This window comes from Reyranella sp. (assembly GCF_052439685.1).
In the GTDB taxonomy this organism is placed as follows: Bacteria; Pseudomonadota; Alphaproteobacteria; order Reyranellales; family Reyranellaceae; genus Reyranella.
In genome coordinates, this window is sequence record NZ_JBQVQG010000035.1 from 21,565 (window position 1) to 40,241 (window position 18,677).

Sequence of the window (18,677 nt, forward strand, 5' to 3'; positions counted from 1 at the left end):
AGCGCTAGTGGGTCGTCACCTCCTTCATGGTGACGAAATTGTAGGACGGCGGCCGCGGGCTGCTGCGCCACTTGTCCATGTCCTCGTAGCGATCGCGCAAGGAGGCGGGATAATCGGTGAAGGCCGCCGTCCGCAGCCACAGGCGCAGCAAGTGCCGCTTGCGATCCTGTTCGCCGTGATCAACGTAGGCTGTTCGCGAGTGCAGTACGCAGTAGTTGTTCACGAATTGCATGTCGCCACGCTCCAGCTTCATGTCGAGACGGAACAAGGGATCCTTGCAGTAGGCTGCCATGGTATCGAGCGCCTCGATCTGCAGCTTCGTCAATCGCGGCACCTCGTCGAAGCGCTGCGCGGAGTCGATGAAGGTGCGATTGAAGCGATTGAACATCCGCCCCTTGTGCCAGATGAAGATCGGCGTGACGTAATAGGGCTTCTGCCCTTCCGACTCCTCGCCGCGCCGGTCGGCATGGAACGGCTGGGCCAGGACCTTCACGAGGTCGGGACGTGAGCGCAACATTGCGTTGTAGACAGCAACCGAGCTGGCAACGGCGGAAAGGCCGCCGCTTTGCGCCGTCTCGAGGCAGCACAGGCCGACGATGTCGCAGGAATCGTTGTGGAACGGCAGCAGCGAGGCGGTCTGATAGCCGCGTGCATGCATGTCCTTGTACTGGTCGCGGCCGAGATCGCGGACGTGACCGAGCACGTCACCCTGTGCGTTCTGCGCCACGGCGCGCCCGAAATGCGCCCCGATGCCCCAATAGATCAGACCCATTTCCTCGGCACTGTATCGGTCGCGCGGCAAGCCTCGTATCAGCAGGATCCCCAGGCCGTTCTCGATCTCAGTCTGGAGCAGTCGCAACGTTCGCGCGAAATGCTTCAGTGGGAAGTGCTCCTTGCCGATGTCGGGAATCTGCCGGCCGGTCGCCTGCAGATGGCGCAAGGCTACGTCGATCTCGGCAATCTCGGTGTCGTTCAGCCGGTAGATCCACTCGTCTTCCTTGTCGTGCAGGTCCCGGCCGAGCCAAGCCGAGCGCCCGACGATTTCCTCCAGTTCCATTTCCTTCATGAGGCCATCCTCCGTATGAATGTCGACATTATTAATTATGGACATTCGAACATGGACTAGCTGGAAGCAAGCAGGAAATCCGGCTAGACGTTCCTATCCATGGCTATGCCCCTCCAGAAGACCTACGACATCTATGCCACGCTCCCTGCGCAAATTGCGGTGCGGATCGGGCAGGCCATCGTCGAGAACGAGTTCACGCCAGGCCAGAAGCTGCGCGAGATCGATCTTGCAGCGGCTTTCGGAGTGAGTAGGGCCTCCGTCCGCGAGGCCCTGCGCATCGTCGAACACGAGGGGCTGGTGACGATCCTGCCGCAGCGCGGCGCACAGGTGACGACGCTCAGTGCCGATGAGGTCCAGGACATCTTCGATATCCGCGCCCATCTGATGGGCCTCGCCTGCGAACGTCTCGTGGCCGCCCTCCCCCGGACCGGCCGGACCGAACTGGAACGCCTCTACGCCGACCTGGAAAGATCGTTCGACGATGCCGAGGCCTATGCGCGCGCGAGTCTGGCGATCAGCGAGTTCTGCGTGCGCAATGCCGGCAGTCGGCGGCTGGCCGACCTGATCCTGTCTTTCGGCCGCCAGACCGCCCGCTATACCAAGCTCAGCCTGTCGACATCCGAACGACGCCGGCAATCGATCGCGAACTGGCGCGGGCTGGTCCAGTCGATCCTCGCCGGCGACGCCAAGGCGGCCGAAGGCTTCGCGCGCCAACTCGTCTTCGACACCCGCGACACCGCATTGAGCATGCTGGCCAACGGGACGTCGGAACCCGCCAGACCGGGCTGATCAGCTTCAGGATTTGAGCGCGCCCGATGCGAGGCAGCCGACGGCGAGATCGAGCGTCGGCTGGTTGCCAGCCCACGATGTAGTGAGCAGGATCAGTCGCCGCCATTCCCGCCGACGACATAGACGGTGAGCTTCTCGGGCAGCGTGTCGTGTACGACCTCGATGGTGCGGCGATCGGGCCAGACGAAGACCGCGTCCTGGTCAACCATCAATTCCTCGAAACGTGCGACCTGGCCACGTCCCCAATAGTGCATCGGCAGCACGATGCGCGGCTGGATCTGGCGGATGACCTCGACCATCACCGGCAAGCCGACCGTGTAGGCGCCGTCGATCGGCACCATCAGCACGTCGATGCGGCCCAGCTCGTCGAGATGGTCCTTGGTCAGCCGGTGATGCAGGTGGCCGAGATGGGCGATGCAGAGATCGCCGATGGTGAAGGTGAAGATCGAGTTGCCGTTGATGCGCGCCGAGCCGCCGCCCCAGTCGCGCGCATTGGTCGGCAGGTTCGTCACCTTGAGATCCTTGAGCGAGACGTCGTGGCGCGCCTCGGTCTGGCCGGCCTCGTCCGGCCAGCCGCGCAGCACGTAGGTGATCCCGTCCTCAGGCTGGTCGGTGTAGTGCGTGGAGTGCGCATTGTTCATCGTCACGATGTCGGGCTTGCGGCCGAAGCCGTTCAGCCCGTTGTAGTCGGTGATGGCGCGCACGCCCTGCGGCGTGTCGATCTCGAAGCTGGCATGGCCTAGGAAGGTGATGATGGCGCGGCTCGCCGTATCCGCCGCCAGCTGCACCCCGTCGAGCGAGGCCATCTGTACGCCCCGGCCCTGCAGGGTAGGACCGAGTTCGACCAGGTTCTTGGAACAGCGCGCCAATGCCGGGCCGGCCAACAGGGCGAAAGCGGTGGCGCACAGCGCGGCGAGGAACAGACGAAGAGTCATGGAGCCTCCGGGTCAGGACGGCAGCTTCTCCCTGGATGCACTCGATATGCCACCCTTTAGTCCCGTTGACTCACGATTGTGAAGCAACTAGAACAAAACACGAACATTTAACCCACAGCCCATCCACCAGACCGACGAGGGGGCGATGCCGGTCATTTCCCCGAGTGCCTTTGCTCCTCCGGTTTCCGGAGCCGCCAACGATAGGGTCGCCCCGGTGCCGGCCTCCTTGCGGGAAAAGGTGCGTCGACTGGAAAGATCGAACAGTGTCCGGCGCAGCGGCCGGGCCGCCTCCGTTCCGCTTGGAATTTCCGCCATCGACGCCCTGCTGCCCGAGGGTGGGTTGCTGACGGGCGCCCTGCACGAGATCGAGGCGGGGCCCGCTCCCTCCGGCCGGGTGTCGCCGCACGATGGTCCGGTGCTCGGCTTCGCCGGCCATCTATTGGGCCGGCTCGGGCCGGGCACCATCCTGTGGTGCCGCCGCCCCACCGGCACGTTCGATGCCGTGCCTTATGCGCCGGCGCTCTCCTCCTGGTTCGATCCCGCGCGCCTGCTGATGGTCACGGCGCGGCGCGACGAGGATCTTTTCTGGGCGATGGAGGAAGGGCTGCGCTGCCCCGGCATCTCGGCCGTTGTGGGCGAGACGCGGGCTGCCGATCCCACGGCCGGCCGCCGCCTGTCGCTCGCCGCCGAGAAGAACGGCGTGCCGGCCCTGCTGCTGCGCGCCCAGCCGGCGCCGCCACAAAGCGTATGCACCACCCGGTGGCGGATCACCTCGGCGCCGTCCTGCTCGACGCCCGGCCTCAGGGATGTCGGCGCCCTGCGCTGGCGCCTCGAACTTCGGCGCAACCGATTCGGCACGCCGTCCGCCGACGAAACACCGTCCTGGCTCCTGGAGTGGAACGATGAAACGCATTGTCTCGCTGTGGTTCCCCAAACTCTCCACGGATCGCCTGGCGCGCATTTCGAAGAAAGACTGGTCGGATAGGGCGGCCGCCACCGTCGTCTGGCGCGAGGGCTGCCCGCGCCTCGCCGCCGTCAATCCGCACGCCCGTGCCGCGGGTCTGCGCCCGCACATGCGGCTGGCCGATGCCCGCGCCCTGCTGCCGGACCTCGTCACCGAAGCGGGAGAGCCGCAGGCCGACCTCCGCCTGGTCGAAGCAATCGCGGGCTGGTGCGATCGTTACACGCCCTGGGTCGCGATCGACCCGATGGGCGGGGCCCTCGCCGATGACATCGAGCAGACCTGCAGCACCGGCGGCTTCGGCGGCGATGCCGGTCTGCTGCTCGACGTGACGGGCTGCACGCATCTCTTCGGCGACGGCGAGAGCGGCGAACGCGCGCTGCTGGCCGACCTGGTCACGCGCCTTGCCCGGCGCGATCTTACCTGTCGGGCCGCAATGGCCGACACGGCGGGTGCCGCCTGGGCGCTGGCGCGCTTTGCCGAGCGCCAGACCGATCTCTTCTGTCCGGCACGCGGCCAGCGCGATGCGCTCGCCTCGCTGCCGGTCGAGGGACTGCGTCTCGAGGCGCCGATCCTCGAGACCTTCCTGAAGCTCGGCCTGCGCCGCATCGGCGATCTCTATCCCATGCCGCGCGCACCGCTGGTCCGCCGCTTCGGCGAGCAGCCGGTGCGCCGCATCGACCAGGCGCTGGGCCGGCTCGACGAGCCGATCGAGCCGCGCCGGCTGCCGCCGGCCTTTCGTACGCGTCTGGCCTTCGCCGAGCCGATCGGCCGGGCCGAGGACATCGCTGCCGCGACCAGCCGCTTGCTGGCCGCTCTCTGTCGCCAGTTGGAACAGGCGGGTGTCGGCGCGCGCCTGCTCGAGATTGCGCTCTACCGCGTCGATGGCTCGGTCGACCGCACCTCGATCGGCACGAGCCGGCCCAACCGCGACAACCCGAAGCTGATGAAGCTGTTCGAGGAGAAGCTCGGCGAACTCGATCCCGGCTTCGGCGTCGAACTGATGATCCTGGCCGCCCCTGAGGTCGAGGCCTGGAGTGGCACGCAGGATGCGCTGCCCGATCAGGATTCACCCACGGTCGCAGCGGGGGCGGACGGCACGCTCGACCTCGCCGACCGGCTGGTGCTGCGGCTGGGCGCGGAGAACGTCGTGCGGCTGCTGTCGCGCGACAGTCACCTGCCCGAACGCGTCCAGGTCGTCACCGCCATTGCGTCGACGCCCGCCACGGCAGGCGCCTGGCGCCGCATCGCCAGCCTCAAGGGTGCGAGGCCGACGCGCCTGCTGCAGCGGCCCGAGCCCGTCGAGGTCACCGCCTTCGTGCCCGACGATCCACCCTCGGTCTTCCGCTGGCGACGACATGCCCATCGCATCGTGCGCGCCGATGGGCCGGAGCGGATCGCCGACGAATGGTGGCGGCCGCGCCCCGACGGCAGCCGCCCTCCCGCCGGCACCCTGCCGCCGGTGCGCGATTACTACCGAGTCGAGGACGATGACGGAGGCCGCTTCTGGCTGTTCCGCGACGGGCCCTATCAGCTCGCCGCCAATGGCCTGCCGACGGCCCGCTGGTTCCTCCACGGTTTCTGCGCCTGAAGAGAGAGAAGGAAATGGAAGCAGCATCGGAAACACCGACGAACAAGCGCGGCACCACGCTCACCATCCGCGGCCTCGATGTCGCGATCATCGAGCGTCTGAAGAATCATGCGCGCGCCAGAGGCCGGTCGCTCGAGGCCGACCTGCGCGATCTGCTGACCTATGCGTCGGGCCAGCCGCTGGTGCTCGATCCGCTGGAAGAAGCCGATCGCATCGCCGCCATGACGCCGCCGGCCGCCATCGCACAGATGGGAGGGGGCAAGTGATCGTCGTCGTCGATCCCGGCGTTGCGATAAAGTGGTTCGTCGAGGAGCCGCTGCGGCCCGAGGCGCGCTGGCTGCTGGCCAATCGTCACGAGATGATCGCGCCCGACATCCTGATCGCGGGTGTTGCCGAGTTGGCGTGGCAGAAGACGACGCGCGGCGAGATCACAGTGGATCAGGCCGAACCCATCGTGCGCAACATCGCCTTGCCGTCGTTCATCTCGGCCTTCGTCGAATCGCCGCAGTTGCGCAATCGCGCACTGGCCATCGCCCTGCAGTGCGGCCGGCCGGTGCACGACTGCTTCTATGCCGCCTGCGCCGAATCTGCCCAGGCGCCTCTGGTCAGCGCCGACGAGGATTTCCTGCACGCACTGAAGAGCGAGGGGATCGATGTGCGTGGCATCCCGCTCTCCCGTGTGCACGAACTCGCCCTATCGTGATCCATGGATTACGCCGAGCTCCAGGTCACGACCAATTACAGCTTCCTGCGCGGTGGCTCGCATCCGCAGGAGCTGGTGGAGCAGGCGATCAAGCTCGGCCACACCGCCATCGGCATCACCGATCGCAACACCCTGGCCGGCGTCGTGCGAGCCTTTGCGGCGTCGCGCGGCGAGAAGAAAGCCGATCCCGACAGGATCAAACTGCTGGTCGGCAGTCGCCTCGAAACGCGCGACAGCTGTTCGTTGCTCGTCTATCCGACCGATCTCGACGCCTACAAGCGCCTGTCCCGCCTGCTGACCCTGGGCAACCGGCGCACAGAGAAGGGAAAGTGCGACATCGGCTTCGACGACCTCGCCGAACATGCCGAGGGACTGTTGGCGATCGTGCTGCCGCCGCGCAAGCCCGAGGAGATGGCCTTCGTCGACCGGTTGCAGAAGTTCGCAGAGTTGTTCGAAGGGCGCTGTTACCTCGCGGCTTCCATTCTCTATCGCGGCGACGACGCGCGCCGTCTCTCTCTGCTCGACGATCTTGCCGACCGGCACGGCGTGAAGCTCGTCGCTACCAACGACGTGCACTATCACGTGCCCGAACGGCGCGCGCTGCAGGACGTCGTGACGGCCATCCGACTCGGCTGCACGGTCGAAGATCTGGGCTTCCGCCGTTTCGCCAGTGCGGAACGTCACCTCAAGGAACCGGCGGAGATGGCCCGCCTGTTCCGTCGCCATCCGCACGCCATCGCCGCCACGCAAGAGATCGTTCGGCGCTGTACTTTTTCGCTGCGGCAACTCACCTATCAGTATCCCGTCGTCTACGAAGGCGGCGAGATGCCCATGGACAAGCTCATGCGCCTCACCTGGGAAGGCGCGGCATGGCGCTATCCTGACGGTGTTCCGGAGGACGTGGCCAGTACGATCCGGAAAGAATTCGAGCTCATCGCGCTCAAGCAAATCGCACCTTATTTCCTGACGGTGCATGAGATCGTGATGGAGTCCCGCAGGCGCGGAATCCTGTGCCAGGGCCGCGGCTCGGCCGCCAATTCCGCGGTCTGCTACTGCCTTGGCATCACCTCGGTGAATCCAAAGGAGACGAAAGTTCTTTTCGAGCGCTTTCTCTCGAATTCTCGAAACGAGCCACCTGACATCGATGTCGATTTCGAGCACGAGCGTCGCGAGGAGATCATCCAGTGGATCTACGACACGAAGAGCCGCGACCGCGCGGCCCTGGCGGCCACGGTGATTTCCTTCAGGAGCCGTAGTGCCATCCGCGAGGTCGGCAAGGTCCTGGGCCTCTCGCCCGACACGGTGGGCGTGATGGCCGACACGGTGTGGGGCATGGGATCGAGTGGCGTGAGGATCGACCATGTGCAGGAGGCGGGTCTCGATCCATCGGATCCACGCATCATGCTGGCGCTCGAACTTTCGTCGGCGCTGTGCAGCTTCCCGCGTCACCTCTCCCAGCATGTCGGCGGCTTCGTACTGACCGAAGGCCGGCTCGACGAGCTGGTGCCGATCCAGAATGCGGCGATGAAGGATCGCACCGTCGTCGAGTGGGACAAGGACGATCTCGACGTGCTGGGCATCTACAAGGTCGACGTGCTGGCGCTCGGCATGCTGACGGCCTTGCGCAAGAGCTTCACGATGATCGAGGAGCATTTCGGCAAGAAGCTGGATCTCAGCATGCGGCCGGACGATCCAAGCGTCTACGAGATGCTGTGCCGCGCCGACTCGGTCGGCGTTTTCCAGGTCGAGAGCCGGGCGCAGATGTCGATGCTGCCGCGCCTGAAGCCCAGGGAGTATTACGACCTGGTCGTCGAGGTGGCGATCGTGCGGCCGGGGCCCATCCAGGGCGGCATGGTCCATCCTTACCTGAAGAACCGTGCAAACCCCGACGCCGTCGTCTATCCGAAGCCGGAACTCGAAGCCGTCTTGAAGAGAACATTGGGCGTTCCTCTGTTTCAGGAACAGGCGATGCAGATCGCCATCGATGGAGCAGGTTTCTCGCCGGAGAAGGCCGACGAACTGCGTCGCGCCATGGCGACGTTCCGGCACAACGGCACCATCTACAAGTTCAAGACCCCCTTCATCGATGGCATGGTGGAACGGGGCTACGAACGCGACTTTGCCGAACGCTGCTTCAAGCAGATCGAAGGGTTCGGCGAATACGGTTTTCCGGAAAGCCACGCCGCGAGCTTCGCGATCCTGGTCTACGCCTCGTCCTACGTGAAACACTACTATCCCGAGGTCTTCGCCGCGGCCCTGATCAATTCCCAGCCTATGGGTTTCTATGCACCCGCCCAGCTCGTGCGGGACGCACGGGACCATGAAGTCCAGGTGCTGCCGCCCGACATCAACGCCAGTTCCCGGGATTGCACGCTGGAGGCGGGGAAGGACAATCGCTGCGCCCTGCGTCTCGGTTTGTGCCAAGTCACAGGCCTCTCAAAGGAGGCGGCCGGCAGGATGGTCGAACGCCGTGGCGAGACCCCCTATAGCGATCCTACCGACCTGTGGCGACGTAGCGGGCTCAGCAAGAAGCAGATCATCGCCCTGGCCCGCGCCGATGCCTTCGCGTCGCTAAACCTCACCCGCCGCGACGTGTTGTGGTCCATGCGCGGCTTTGCCGATGGGCAGCTGCCCCTGCTCGATTCCCAACCGCGGGTGCGCGACCTGGAACCCGCCGTCATCCTGCCCGGCCTTACCTTGGGCGAGCAGGTGGTGGACGATTACAGCAGCTTCTCCCTCTCCCTGCGCTCCCATCCGATGCAGCTGCTGCGGCAGACCTTCACCCCGCGGGGAATCTCCAGCACCGACGCCCTGACATCGGCAAAGAACGGCGATGTCCTGATTCTGGCCGGCCTGGTGCTGGTGCGCCAGCGTCCGGGGACCGCCTCCGGCGTAGTGTTCGTCACCCTCGAAGACGAGTTCGGCGTCGCCAATCTCGTGGTCTGGCCTGCGGTGTTCGAAGCGTATCGCCGGGTCGTGATGGGCGCGCGCATGGTGGGGGTGCGGGGACGCATCCAGTGCGAGGGAGAGAAGCAGTACAAGGTGATTCACCTCGTCGCCGAGGAGATCTGGGACCTTTCGACCGAACTCGATTCGATCTCCGAGCTCGACCTGTTTCACCTGACCCACCCTCGCGGCGATGAGGTTAGCGATCCGGGAGATCGTCGGGTCAAGGTCGCGGAAGCCAATGCCACGCGTCACCGGTCCAGCCGTTCCACGCCAGCCAGGACGGCTGTCGAGCCCCACTACGACCGGGATCGCATCGTCCTCGATCGGCCGAAGATCCGCATCCAGAGTCGGGACTTCCACTGATCCCGCTCTGCCGTTCGTCAGAGACGCGTCGCCTCGTCGATCAGTTCCTGGGCGGCGATGTCCAGCAGCTCGTCCTCGGCGGTGCCGTCGAGCACCCTTTCCTTGCCGATTTCCAGCAGCACCGGCACGGCGAGCGGCGAGATGCGGTCGAGCCGACGATAGACGATGCGACCCTTCGCGCGCTTGAGCAGATCGCCCAGCCTCTTCAGGTCCGCGAGCTGCCAGGCCGCATCCTGGCGGGTGGCGCGCAGCAGGATGTGGTTGGGCTCGTGCTGGCGCAGCGTGTCGTAGATCAGGTCGGAGCTGAAGGTGACCTGGCGGCGCGATTTCTCCTCGCCGGGAAAACGCCGCTCGATCAGGCCGGCGATCACCGCGACGTTGCGGAACGAGCGCCGCAGCATACTCGATTCGTCCATCCAGGCCTCGAGATCGTCACCCAGCATGTCCTCGTCGAACAGCTCCTCGAGCTGCTTCGGCGAGGCCGGCCGCAAGCCCCAGAGGCCCAGCACATAATCGGTGGCAACGAAGCCCAGCGGCCGCAACCCCATGCGTTCCATGCGCCGCGTCAGAAGCATGCCCAGCGTCTGGTGCGCGTTGCGGCCTTCGAAGCAATAGGCGACCAGGAACTGCTTGCCGCCGCGCGGAAAGCCCTCGACCAGCAATTTGTCGGCCGGCGGCAGCATCGAACGGAAGACCTGGATGCGCAGCCACTCCTGCACCTCGGCCGGCAGCTTCGGGTGCTTCAATGGATCCTGCAGGATGCCGCGCACCCTTGCCGCGAGGAACGTCGAGAGCGGCAGCCGGCCGCCGCCATAGGCCGGCACCTTGGGATCGCCGCCGGTCGCCGGCGAACAGATCGCCGCCAGTTCCTTGACGCCTTCGAAGCGCAGCAGACGGCCGGCAAACACGAACGTATCGCCCGGTACCAGGCCCTGCACGAACCCCTCTTCGACCTCGCCCAGCACCGCGCCGCGCCGCAGCCGCACCTTCATCAGGGGCAGCTCGACGATGGTGCCGACATTCATGCGGAACTGCTTGGCCACCAGCGGCGAGGCCAGCATCCAGCGCCCGTCGGGCAGCTGCTTCAGCCGGTGCCAGCGATCGTAGGCAGCCAGCGCGTAGCCGCCGGTCGCCACGAAGTCGAACGTGTCGTCGAAATCCTGGCGCGGCAGGTCGCGATAGGGCTGCGCCCGGCGAACCTCGGCGAAGAAAGCCTCGCGGTCGATCGGCTGGGCGCAGGCAGTGCCCACGATATGCTGGGCCAGTACATCCAGACACGGCGGCCGCGGCGGATCGCCGTCCAGTTCACGGGCCTCGACGGCTTCGAGTGCAGCCAGCGATTCCAGCACCTCGAAGCGATTGGCCGGCGCGATCATGGCGCGGCTGGGCTCGTCGAGCCGGTGGTTGGCGCGACCGATCCGCTGCATCAGGCGGCTGACGCCCTTGGGCGCGCCCATCTGGATGACGAGGTCGACATCACCCCAGTCGATGCCGAGGTCGAGCGAGGAGGTCGCGACCACCGCGCGCAATTTGCCCGCCGCCATCGCCGCCTCGACCTTGCGCCGCTGCTCGACGGCGAGCGACCCGTGATGAAGGCCGATCGACAGATTGTCGTCGTTGATGCGCCAAAGCGCGTCGAAGGCCAGCTCCGCCTGGGCTCGGGTGTTGACGAAGATGATCGACGTCTTGTGCTGCCGGATGATGTTGTAGATTTCCGGGACCGCATGGCGCCCCATATGGCCACCCCACGGCAGCCGCTCGTGCGCATCGATGATCGACACGACCGGCGGCGCGCCCGGCTCACCCATTACGATCTCGACCGGCTGGTCGCGCAAATTCAGGAACTCGGCGAGTTCGGGCGGATCGGCGACAGTGGCCGAGAGGCCGACGAAGCGCGCCTGCGGCGCGAGCGTCGCCAGCCGCGACAGGCAGAGCGCCAGGTGATGGCCGCGCTTGCTGGTGGCGAAGGCGTGCAGTTCGTCGATGATCACACATTTGAGGGTGGCGAAGAACTTCGCCGCATCGAGATAGGACAGAAGCAGCGCCAGCGACTCCGGCGTCGTCATCAGCAGGTCGGGTGGCCGCTCGCGCTGACGCAGCCGGCGGCTCTGTGGCGTGTCGCCGGTCCGGCTCTCGGCGCGCACCGGCAACTGCATCTCGGCCAGCGGCTGTTCGAGATTGCGGCGGATGTCGGTCGCCAAGGCTTTCAGAGGCGAGATGTAGAGCGTGTGCAGCTCCCCCTGCCCCTTCTTGTACGCAAGGTCCTCGCCGGCCTGCCGCCGCTCGGTGAGTTCGATCAGGGACGGAAGGAAGCCCGCCAACGTCTTGCCGCCGCCCGTCGGCGCGATCAGCAGCGCGCTCTTGCCCCGACGTGCCAGGTCGACCAGCGCAAGCTGGTGCGGCCGCGGCGCCCAGCCGCGACTCTCGAACCAGCGTGCAAACAGGTCGGGAAGCCCCATATCCATGGGGTAGGATGCATCAGGAGCCATGGCAATCACGACGGCAATCGAGACCCTCAATCCCCGGACGTGGCTCTATCCAACGCCGCGCGGCCTCTATTGCGAACCGGGCGATTTCTATATCGATCCGGCCTTCGCCGTGCCGCGCGCGGTGATCACGCATGGCCATGGCGACCATGCGCGGCCGGGCCATCGCAAGGCGCTGGCGACACCCGAGACGCTGGCGATCATGCGCACGCGCTTCCAGGACATGCCCGACACCGACCAGCAGGCGCTGAAATACGGCGAGAGCGTGCGGATCGGCGAGGTCGAGGTCTGCTTCGCGCCGGCCGGTCACATCCTCGGATCGGCGCAGGCAGTGCTTGCATACAAGGGCCAGCGCATCGTCGTATCGGGCGACTACAAGCGCCGGCCGGATCCGACCTGCCCGCCGTTCGAACCCGTACCGTGCGACGTCTTCATCACCGAGGCGACCTTCGCGCTGCCGGTCTTCCATCATCCCTCCGATGCCGGCGAGATCGGCAAGCTGCTGCGCTCTGTCTCCACCTTTCCCGAGCGCACTCATCTGGTGGGCGTCTATGCGCTCGGCAAGTGCCAGAGGGTCATCCGCCTGCTGCGCGAGTCGGGCTACGACAAGCGCATCTGGCTGCATGGCGGCCTGATGTCCTTGTGCAAGCTCTATCAGGAGCATGGCGTCGATCTCGGCGACGTCGCGCCGGTGTCTGAGGCGATCCTCGAGACCTTCAAGGGCGCCATCGTGCTCTGCCCACCCTCCGCGATCGCCGACCGCTGGTCGAGGCGTTTTGCCGATCCGATCGCCGCCGTGTGCTCGGGCTGGATGAACGTGCGCGCCCGGGCGCGGCAACGCGGAGCCGAACTGCCGCTGGTGATTTCCGATCACGCCGACTGGCCGGAACTCACGCAGACCCTGAAGGATGTCGGCGCGCCGAAAGTGTGGGTGACGCACGGTCGTGAGGAAGCGCTGGTGCACTATGCGCGCGGGATCGGCATCGATGCCGAGGCGTTGCACCTGGCAGGTCGCGACGAAGAGGACTCTTGATCCGTGCAGGCCTTCGCCCGCCTTCTCGACTCCCTCTCCTTCCAGCCGGCGCGAAACGCCAAGCTGCGGCTGATCGAGACGTACTTGCGTGAGACGCCCGATCCCGATCGCGGCTGGGCGCTGGCGGCGCTGACCGGCGGGCTCGACTTCCCGTCGGCCAAGCCCGCCCTGCTGCGCGGCTTCGGCCAGGAGAAGATCGGCGAGGACTTGTTTGCCCTCTCGTACGATTATGTCGGCGACCTGGCCGAGACGCTGGCGCTGATCTGGGAAACCGATCCCGCCGCCGGCCCACCCCCGACGCTCGCCGAAGTCGTCGAGACGCTGCAGCGGGCCACGCGCACGCAGACGCCGGCGATCCTGAAGCGCTGGCTCGATGCCCTCGATTCGACCGGCCGCTGGGCCCTGTTGAAACTCCTGACCGGCGCGCTGCGGGTCGGCGTCTCGGCACGGCTGGCCAAGCAGGCCGTCGCCAACATCGGCGGCCAGCCGGTGGATGCCGTCGAGGAAGTCTGGCACGGGCTGGACGCACCCTACCGGCCGCTGTTCGACTGGCTGCTGCAAGGGGCGCCGCGGCCCAGTACGAATGCGGGGGCGGCCTTCCTGCCCGCGATGCTGGCCAACCCGATCGACCGCACCGAACTCGACGCGCTCGATCCCGCGCATTTTCGCGCCGAATGGAAATGGGATGGCATCCGCGTCCAGGTCGCGGCCTCGGGCGGGTTAAGGCGGCTCTACAGCCGCGCCGGCGAGGATGTATCCGGCGCCTTTCCCGACATCATCGAGGCGATCGACTTCGAGGGCGTGTTCGACGGCGAACTGCTGGTGCGCCGCGAGTCGGCCGTGGCGCCCTTCAACGACCTGCAGCAGCGGCTGAACCGCAAGACCGTGACCCCGAAGATGCTGAAGGAGCATCCGGCGCATGTCCGCCTCTACGACGTGCTGTGGCTCGACGGCGAGGATCTGCGCGGCCTCTCCTTCGACGAGCGCCGCGTCCGTCTCGAAGCCTGGATCGGGCGGAAGGAACGTCCGCGCTTCGACCTATCACCGCTCGTGACCTTCGCCGACTGGAACGAGCTTGCCGCCAAGCGTGAGGAGATGCGGGCCGACGGCATCGAGGGATTGATGCTGAAGCGCGGCGACAGCGCCTATCTGTCCGGCCGCCCCAAGGGCCCGTGGTTCAAGTGGAAGCGCGACCCTATGCTCGCAGACTGCGTGATGATGTATGCCCAGCGCGGCCACGGTAAGCGCAGCTCGTTCTACTCGGATTTCACGTTTGGCTGCTGGCGCGATACCGCGTCGGGCGGGCGCGAACTGTCGCCCGTCGGCAAGGCCTATTTCGGATTCACCGACGAGGAGCTGCGCTGGCTGGACAAATGGGTCCGCGACCATACGACCAACCGCTACGGCCCGGTGCGCGAGGTCGAGCAGAAACTCGTGCTGGAGATCGCCTTCGACGGGATCGCCCGCTCGACCCGCCACAAATCCGGCGTGGCCATGCGCTTCCCGCGCATCAACCGCATCCGGACCGACAAACCGGCCGGCGAGGCCGACACCGTCGACAATCTGCTGCGGCTGCTGACGAAATCGAAGCCGGAATCGCCCCTTGCAGGGGGTATGTCGCATGCCCATTATCCGGGCGTCACCGTAACCGAAGAGCCATGATCGACCCGTTCGGCCGCCACATCTCATACCTCCGCGTCTCCGTGACGGATCGCTGCGATTTCCGCTGCGTTTACTGCATGGCCGAGGACATGACCTTCCTGCCCAAGGCGGAAGTCCTGTCGCTCGAGGAGCTGGAGCGGCTGTGCACCGCCTTCGTCCGTCGCGGCGTCAAGAAGCTGCGCCTCACGGGCGGAGAGCCGCTGGTGCGCAAGAACGTGATGTCGCTGTTCCGCGGGCTTGGGAAACATCTCGACAGCGGCGCCCTGGAAGAGCTCACCCTCACGACCAACGGCAGCCAGCTCGCGAAGTACGCCCAGGAACTGGCCGACATCGGTGTGCGCCGGGTGAACGTGTCGATGGACACGCTCGATCCGGACAAGTTCCGCCAGCTCACGCGCTGGGGCGATCTCGACCAGGTGATGCGGGGCCTCGACGCCGCCCAACGCGCCGGGCTCGCGATCAAGATCAATGCGGTGGCGCTGCGCGGCGTGAATGATGGCGAGTTCGAGGAGATGATCCGCTGGAGCCACGGCCGCGGCATGGACCTGGTCCTGATCGAGGTCATGCCGATGGGCGAGATCGGCGACGCAGCCCGGCTCGACCAGTATCTGCCGCTGTCGCTCGCACGCACCGAGATCGCCCGGCACTTCACGCTGACCGAGACGGACTACCGCACGGGCGGCCCCGCGCGTTACTTCCGGATCGAGGAGACAGGGGGGCGGCTGGGCTTCATCACGCCCCTTACGCATAATTTCTGCGAAAGCTGCAACCGCGTCCGCCTCACCTGCACCGGCACGCTCTACATGTGCCTGGGCCAGGAGGATGCGGCCGACCTGCGCGCGCCGCTGCGCGCCTCCGAGAGCGACGAAGTGCTGGACCGCGCCATCACCGACGCGATCGCCCGCAAGCCCAAGGGCCACGATTTCATCATCGACCGCCGCCACAGCGGCCCCGCCGTCCCCCGCCACATGAGCGTGACCGGCGGCTGAGCTCAAGCCTCCGGACTGGCCTTCGCGGCCGCCGTCCTGATCTGCGCCCGCCGCACCGCCTCGCGGTGAGAGATGTAGAGGGCGCTGGCGAAGATCACGGCCGCGCCGACGAAGGTCCAGACGTCGGGCTTCTGAAAGAACAGGAAATAGCCCAGCATCGTGTTCCAGATCAGCGACAGGAAGCCGATCGGCTGCAGCAGCGTGATGTCGGCCAGCTGATAGCCGCGTTGCTGGCATATATGGCCGAGCGTGCCGGCCAGTCCTGCCAGCAGGAACCAGACGATGTCGCCCCATAGCGGCGTCTGCCAGAACCACAGCGCGAACGGCAGCGCACAGGCGACGATCACGATGTTCTGCCAGATCACGATCGTGGTCGAGGAATCAGTGCGGGCCAGCGCCTTGGAGATGAGGTTCGAGGCCGAGAAGATCGGTGTCGAGATCAGGACGCAGATGACGCCGAGGTGGATGTCGCCGAAGCCCGGCCGGATGATGATCATGGCGCCGATGAAGCCGACGATGACGGCCATCCAGCGCCGTAGGCGCACTTTTTCGGCGAGGAACAGCGCGGCGCCGATGGTGACGAAGATCGGCCCCGTGAATCCCAGCGCGGTAATCTCGGCCAGGGTGGTAAGCGGCAGCGCCACGAACCACAGCATCATGCCCGCGGTATGGATGGCGCCACGCGAGATGTGCAGCGGCAGGCGCCTGGTGTGGAGCGAGCGGTAGAGGCCAAGCCGCATCACGATCGGCACGAGGAACAGCGCGCCGAAGAAATAGCGCAGGAAGGCCATCACATAGGGATTGAGATGCTGCGCCGGGATCAGCGTGAAGACGTTGAGCAGCGCGAACAGCACGCCCGATATTGCGACCCAGAGGATCCCGCGCAAATTCGGCGGCAGCGCGAGCCAGCGGGCGACGAGAGCGGACACGCCGCGACTATGTCACAGGCCCTGCGACCCCGCACCATCGACGGTGTGGCCGCTTCCGAGAGGCGAGGTGCTTTACCGGGTCAGGCGACGGCGCCTGGCGCCTGATGCTCACGCAACCGGACGACGCGATCCACCAGTTCCTCGAGATAGGGATCGTGGATACCCAGCGACCGCGCATGCTCCGCCGTGTTGATCAGGTACTCGCGGCAGGCGCCGCGACGGCCCTCGGCGAAGGCGATGTGGTAGGCCGCCCGCTCGATCGGCAGGTCACCGCAATACTGGCAATGCGCGGTCTCGACCACGAAGGTCACGGCGCTGACGGTCCGCCCGTCCCGCAGCCTGGTCGGAACCCAGCGCGGCTTGTAGAGGCCCGCCAGCATCTCGCGGTTCCACAAAAGGCCGAGCTCCTGCCGTACCAGTTCCGGCGAGAGACGATAGGCCATCCCTTCGCATGCGCCGCCATCCGCCAGCGCCAGCATCAACCCCGGCAGTTCCGGCGTGCCCCGGCCCATCGGCAGCCAGAAGCAGAACGAGCGGCGCCAACCGTCTACTTTGCAGGGCTGAACCTCGGCATATTCGAGGGCGGGATTCCACATCAGCGAGCCGTAGGCGAACACCCACACCTCTTCACCCGGCGGATGATCGAGCAGCGCCTCGTTGAGGCTGGCTTCGCGCTCCGGCGACGACAGGAAGAAGTCGTAGCCGGCGGCTCGGGCGTCGGCGACGATCTGGTCGATCCGTTCCGACGTCAGGTCCTCGCGGGTCAGCAAACGCGGTGCCTCAGGTGCCGTAGACGATGGACATGGTCTCGGCCACGCAAGCCGGACGCTCCTGTCCATCGATCTCGATAGTGACCTGGTTGGTCAGGCGAACGCCGCCCTTGTCCATCGGATCCGCCGCGATCAGCTTGGCACGCGCCCGCACCTTCGAGCCGGCCGGCACGGGGCTGGTGAAACGCACCTTGTTGCAGCCGTAGTTGATGCCGTTGCGCACGTTGTTGATGTGCGAGATCTGATGGCTGAGCATCGGGATCAGCGACAGCGTGAGAAAGCCGTGGGCGATGGTCTTGCCGCCCGGCATGTCCTTCTTGGCGCGCTCGACGTCGACATGGATCCATTGATGGTCGCCGGTCGCATCGGCGAAGAGGTTGATCCGCTCCTGCGTAATCTCGACCCAGTCGCTCACGCCGATTTCCTCTCCCACGTGCTTCTGCATCTCACTGGGATGAGCGAACTCTCGCTTTGCCATTTAACGCCTCTGCTGCATTAATTTTCGTTACAACTGCAAGATTGCCGCATACGCGCACGAGGCGGGTCCGGCGCTCTCCTCCGCGTTTGTATCGTCGCGGCGTTTTGCTCATCATGCCACTCACAAGAATGCACAGGAGGAGCCCCCCATATGGCGTACGAGACCGTTCTCTATGAAGTGGCCGACCGCGTCTGCACGATCACGCTCAACCGCCCCGAGAGGCTCAATGCCTGGACCCGGCAGATGCATCTCGACCTCAAGGACGCCATGCACGCGGCCGGCGCCGATCCGGAGGTTCGGGCGATCATCCTGACGGGTGCCGGCCGCGGTTTCTGTGCCGGGGCCGACATGGGCGGGCTCCAGGCGATCGGCTCGGGGGCCTCGGCCGACAGGTCGACCAAGGCCCAGGAGGGGCTTCCCGGCGGCAGCACTTTGCCCGAGTTCCGAATGAACTACTCCTACTTCCCGGCGATCCCGAAGTTCATCATCGCGGCGATCAACGGGCCGGCGGCGGGGCTCGGCATGGTGATACCGCTCTACGCCGACCTGCGTTTCGCGGGCGAATCGGCGGTGTTCACGACCGCCTTCGCGCAGCGCGGCCTGATCGCCGAGCACGGGGTGAGCTGGCTGCTGCCGCGGCTGGTCGGCCTTCCGACGGCGCTCGACCTGCTCTGCTCGGCCCGCAAGTTCCGCGCCCCAGAGGCGCTCGCCATGGGGCTCGTCAACCGGGTCATTGCCGATGACAAGCTGCTGGCCGAGGCCCGCGCCTACGCCACCCTGCTGGCCAACACGGTCTCGCCGCGCTCGGTGGCGGTGATGAAGCGGCAACTCTGGGAAGCCCAGTTCCAGACCCTGACCGAGGCCACGGTGCAGGCAAATCACGAGATGGAACTGTCTTTCCAGACGTCGGACTTCAAGGAAGGCGTCGCCCACTATCTCGAGAAGCGGGCGGCGCGGTTTACCGGCCGGTGAG

The 18,677-nt window shown here is 66.2% G+C and carries 16 protein-coding genes; 10 read left to right on the top strand and 6 right to left on the bottom strand.

The window, feature by feature from the left end:
* Window positions 1-4 precede the first annotated feature (4 nt).
* The gene (locus ACT6UX_RS27010) at window positions 5-1,066 is read right to left on the bottom strand and encodes a TauD/TfdA family dioxygenase (RefSeq protein WP_444778254.1); all 1,062 of its coding nucleotides are present in this window, start codon (window positions 1,064-1,066) and stop codon (window positions 5-7) included.
* Window positions 1,067-1,165: 99 nt separating this feature from the next.
* Here ACT6UX_RS27010 and ACT6UX_RS27015 point away from each other — a divergent pair, with 99 nt between their 5' ends.
* A complete protein-coding gene (locus ACT6UX_RS27015) occupies window positions 1,166-1,855 on the top strand; it encodes a GntR family transcriptional regulator (RefSeq protein ID WP_444778255.1) in 690 nt (229 codons plus the stop codon).
* Between the two features lie 92 nt (window positions 1,856-1,947).
* Here the strand turns inward: ACT6UX_RS27015 and ACT6UX_RS27020 are convergent, their stop codons facing one another.
* Window positions 1,948-2,790 (bottom strand): MBL fold metallo-hydrolase, encoded by an 843-nt coding sequence (locus ACT6UX_RS27020; RefSeq protein ID WP_444778256.1) that lies wholly within the window; start codon window positions 2,788-2,790, stop codon window positions 1,948-1,950.
* 145 nt (window positions 2,791-2,935) lie between these two features.
* On the opposite strand from ACT6UX_RS27020, the gene ACT6UX_RS27025 reads away from it, so the two are divergent.
* Genes ACT6UX_RS27025 through ACT6UX_RS27045 form a run of 5 tightly spaced genes read left to right on the top strand, consistent with a single transcriptional unit; the run spans window position 2,936 to window position 9,357 of the window.
* A complete protein-coding gene (locus tag ACT6UX_RS27025; protein ID WP_444778257.1) occupies window positions 2,936-3,775 on the top strand; it encodes an ImuA family protein in 840 nt (279 codons plus the stop codon).
* Complete coding sequence (locus tag ACT6UX_RS27030) at window positions 3,693-5,342, top strand: Y-family DNA polymerase (RefSeq protein ID WP_444778258.1); 1,650 nt, start codon at window positions 3,693-3,695, stop codon at window positions 5,340-5,342. Before ACT6UX_RS27025 ends, ACT6UX_RS27030 begins: the two co-directional genes overlap by 83 nt.
* 14 nt (window positions 5,343-5,356) lie before the next feature.
* Window positions 5,357-5,608 (top strand): FitA-like ribbon-helix-helix domain-containing protein, encoded by a 252-nt coding sequence (locus tag ACT6UX_RS27035; RefSeq protein ID WP_444778259.1) that lies wholly within the window; start codon window positions 5,357-5,359, stop codon window positions 5,606-5,608.
* Window positions 5,605-6,045 (top strand): type II toxin-antitoxin system VapC family toxin, encoded by a 441-nt coding sequence (locus ACT6UX_RS27040; protein WP_444778260.1) that lies wholly within the window; start codon window positions 5,605-5,607, stop codon window positions 6,043-6,045. Before ACT6UX_RS27035 ends, ACT6UX_RS27040 begins: the two co-directional genes overlap by 4 nt.
* A gap of 3 nt (window positions 6,046-6,048) precedes the next feature.
* Entirely contained in the window at window positions 6,049-9,357 is a 3,309-nt protein-coding gene (locus ACT6UX_RS27045) for an error-prone DNA polymerase (RefSeq protein WP_444778261.1), read from the top strand.
* A gap of 17 nt (window positions 9,358-9,374) precedes the next feature.
* Here the strand turns inward: ACT6UX_RS27045 and ACT6UX_RS27050 are convergent, their stop codons facing one another.
* Window positions 9,375-11,846, bottom strand: coding sequence for a ligase-associated DNA damage response DEXH box helicase (locus ACT6UX_RS27050; protein ID WP_444778262.1), 2,472 nt, complete (start codon window positions 11,844-11,846; stop codon window positions 9,375-9,377).
* Between ACT6UX_RS27050 and ACT6UX_RS27055 the strand changes: the two genes are divergently transcribed.
* The 3 genes from ACT6UX_RS27055 to moaA are packed head-to-tail and all read left to right on the top strand — an operon-like array spanning window position 11,845 to window position 15,527.
* Complete coding sequence (locus ACT6UX_RS27055) at window positions 11,845-12,876, top strand: ligase-associated DNA damage response exonuclease (RefSeq protein WP_444778263.1); 1,032 nt, start codon at window positions 11,845-11,847, stop codon at window positions 12,874-12,876. The genes ACT6UX_RS27050 and ACT6UX_RS27055 overlap by 2 nt on opposite strands.
* A 3-nt stretch (window positions 12,877-12,879) precedes the next feature.
* Window positions 12,880-14,538, top strand: coding sequence for a cisplatin damage response ATP-dependent DNA ligase (locus tag ACT6UX_RS27060; protein ID WP_444778264.1), 1,659 nt, complete (start codon window positions 12,880-12,882; stop codon window positions 14,536-14,538).
* The gene (moaA, locus tag ACT6UX_RS27065) at window positions 14,535-15,527 is read left to right on the top strand and encodes a GTP 3',8-cyclase MoaA (protein ID WP_444778265.1); all 993 of its coding nucleotides are present in this window, start codon (window positions 14,535-14,537) and stop codon (window positions 15,525-15,527) included. Before ACT6UX_RS27060 ends, moaA begins: the two co-directional genes overlap by 4 nt.
* A gap of 2 nt (window positions 15,528-15,529) precedes the next feature.
* On the opposite strand, the gene ACT6UX_RS27070 is transcribed toward moaA, so the two are convergent.
* From ACT6UX_RS27070 to ACT6UX_RS27080, 3 genes are all read right to left on the bottom strand, one after another.
* Complete coding sequence (locus ACT6UX_RS27070) at window positions 15,530-16,456, bottom strand: DMT family transporter (protein WP_444778266.1); 927 nt, start codon at window positions 16,454-16,456, stop codon at window positions 15,530-15,532.
* Between the two features lie 80 nt (window positions 16,457-16,536).
* Complete coding sequence (locus ACT6UX_RS27075) at window positions 16,537-17,226, bottom strand: gamma-glutamylcyclotransferase (protein WP_444778267.1); 690 nt, start codon at window positions 17,224-17,226, stop codon at window positions 16,537-16,539.
* 10 nt (window positions 17,227-17,236) lie between these two features.
* Window positions 17,237-17,704, bottom strand: coding sequence for a MaoC family dehydratase (locus ACT6UX_RS27080; RefSeq protein WP_444778268.1), 468 nt, complete (start codon window positions 17,702-17,704; stop codon window positions 17,237-17,239).
* Window positions 17,705-17,854: 150 nt separating this feature from the next.
* Here ACT6UX_RS27080 and ACT6UX_RS27085 point away from each other — a divergent pair, with 150 nt between their 5' ends.
* Window positions 17,855-18,676: an enoyl-CoA hydratase gene (locus tag ACT6UX_RS27085; RefSeq protein ID WP_444778269.1), complete on the top strand. Its 822-nt coding sequence runs from the start codon at window positions 17,855-17,857 to the stop codon at window positions 18,674-18,676.
* Window position 18,677: the final 1 nt, after the last annotated feature.

Excerpts from the sequence above, each read along its gene's own strand:
- ACT6UX_RS27015 (WP_444778255.1), top strand. The coding sequence starts at position 1,166 with ATGGCTATGCCCCTCCAGAAGACCTACGACATCTATGCCACGCTCCCT.
- moaA (WP_444778265.1), top strand. The coding sequence starts at position 14,535 with ATGATCGACCCGTTCGGCCGCCACATCTCATACCTCCGCGTCTCCGTG.
- ACT6UX_RS27035 (WP_444778259.1), top strand. The coding sequence starts at position 5,357 with ATGGAAGCAGCATCGGAAACACCGACGAACAAGCGCGGCACCACGCTC.
- ACT6UX_RS27010 (WP_444778254.1), bottom strand. The coding sequence starts at position 1,066 with ATGAAGGAAATGGAACTGGAGGAAATCGTCGGGCGCTCGGCTTGGCTC.
- ACT6UX_RS27050 (WP_444778262.1), bottom strand. The coding sequence starts at position 11,846 with ATGGCTCCTGATGCATCCTACCCCATGGATATGGGGCTTCCCGACCTG.
- ACT6UX_RS27030 (WP_444778258.1), top strand. The coding sequence starts at position 3,693 with ATGAAACGCATTGTCTCGCTGTGGTTCCCCAAACTCTCCACGGATCGC.
- ACT6UX_RS27080 (WP_444778268.1), bottom strand. The coding sequence starts at position 17,704 with ATGGCAAAGCGAGAGTTCGCTCATCCCAGTGAGATGCAGAAGCACGTG.
- ACT6UX_RS27020 (WP_444778256.1), bottom strand. The coding sequence starts at position 2,790 with ATGACTCTTCGTCTGTTCCTCGCCGCGCTGTGCGCCACCGCTTTCGCC.
- ACT6UX_RS27045 (WP_444778261.1), top strand. The coding sequence starts at position 6,049 with ATGGATTACGCCGAGCTCCAGGTCACGACCAATTACAGCTTCCTGCGC.
- ACT6UX_RS27085 (WP_444778269.1), top strand. The coding sequence starts at position 17,855 with ATGGCGTACGAGACCGTTCTCTATGAAGTGGCCGACCGCGTCTGCACG.
- ACT6UX_RS27055 (WP_444778263.1), top strand. The coding sequence starts at position 11,845 with ATGGCAATCACGACGGCAATCGAGACCCTCAATCCCCGGACGTGGCTC.
- ACT6UX_RS27025 (WP_444778257.1), top strand. The coding sequence starts at position 2,936 with ATGCCGGTCATTTCCCCGAGTGCCTTTGCTCCTCCGGTTTCCGGAGCC.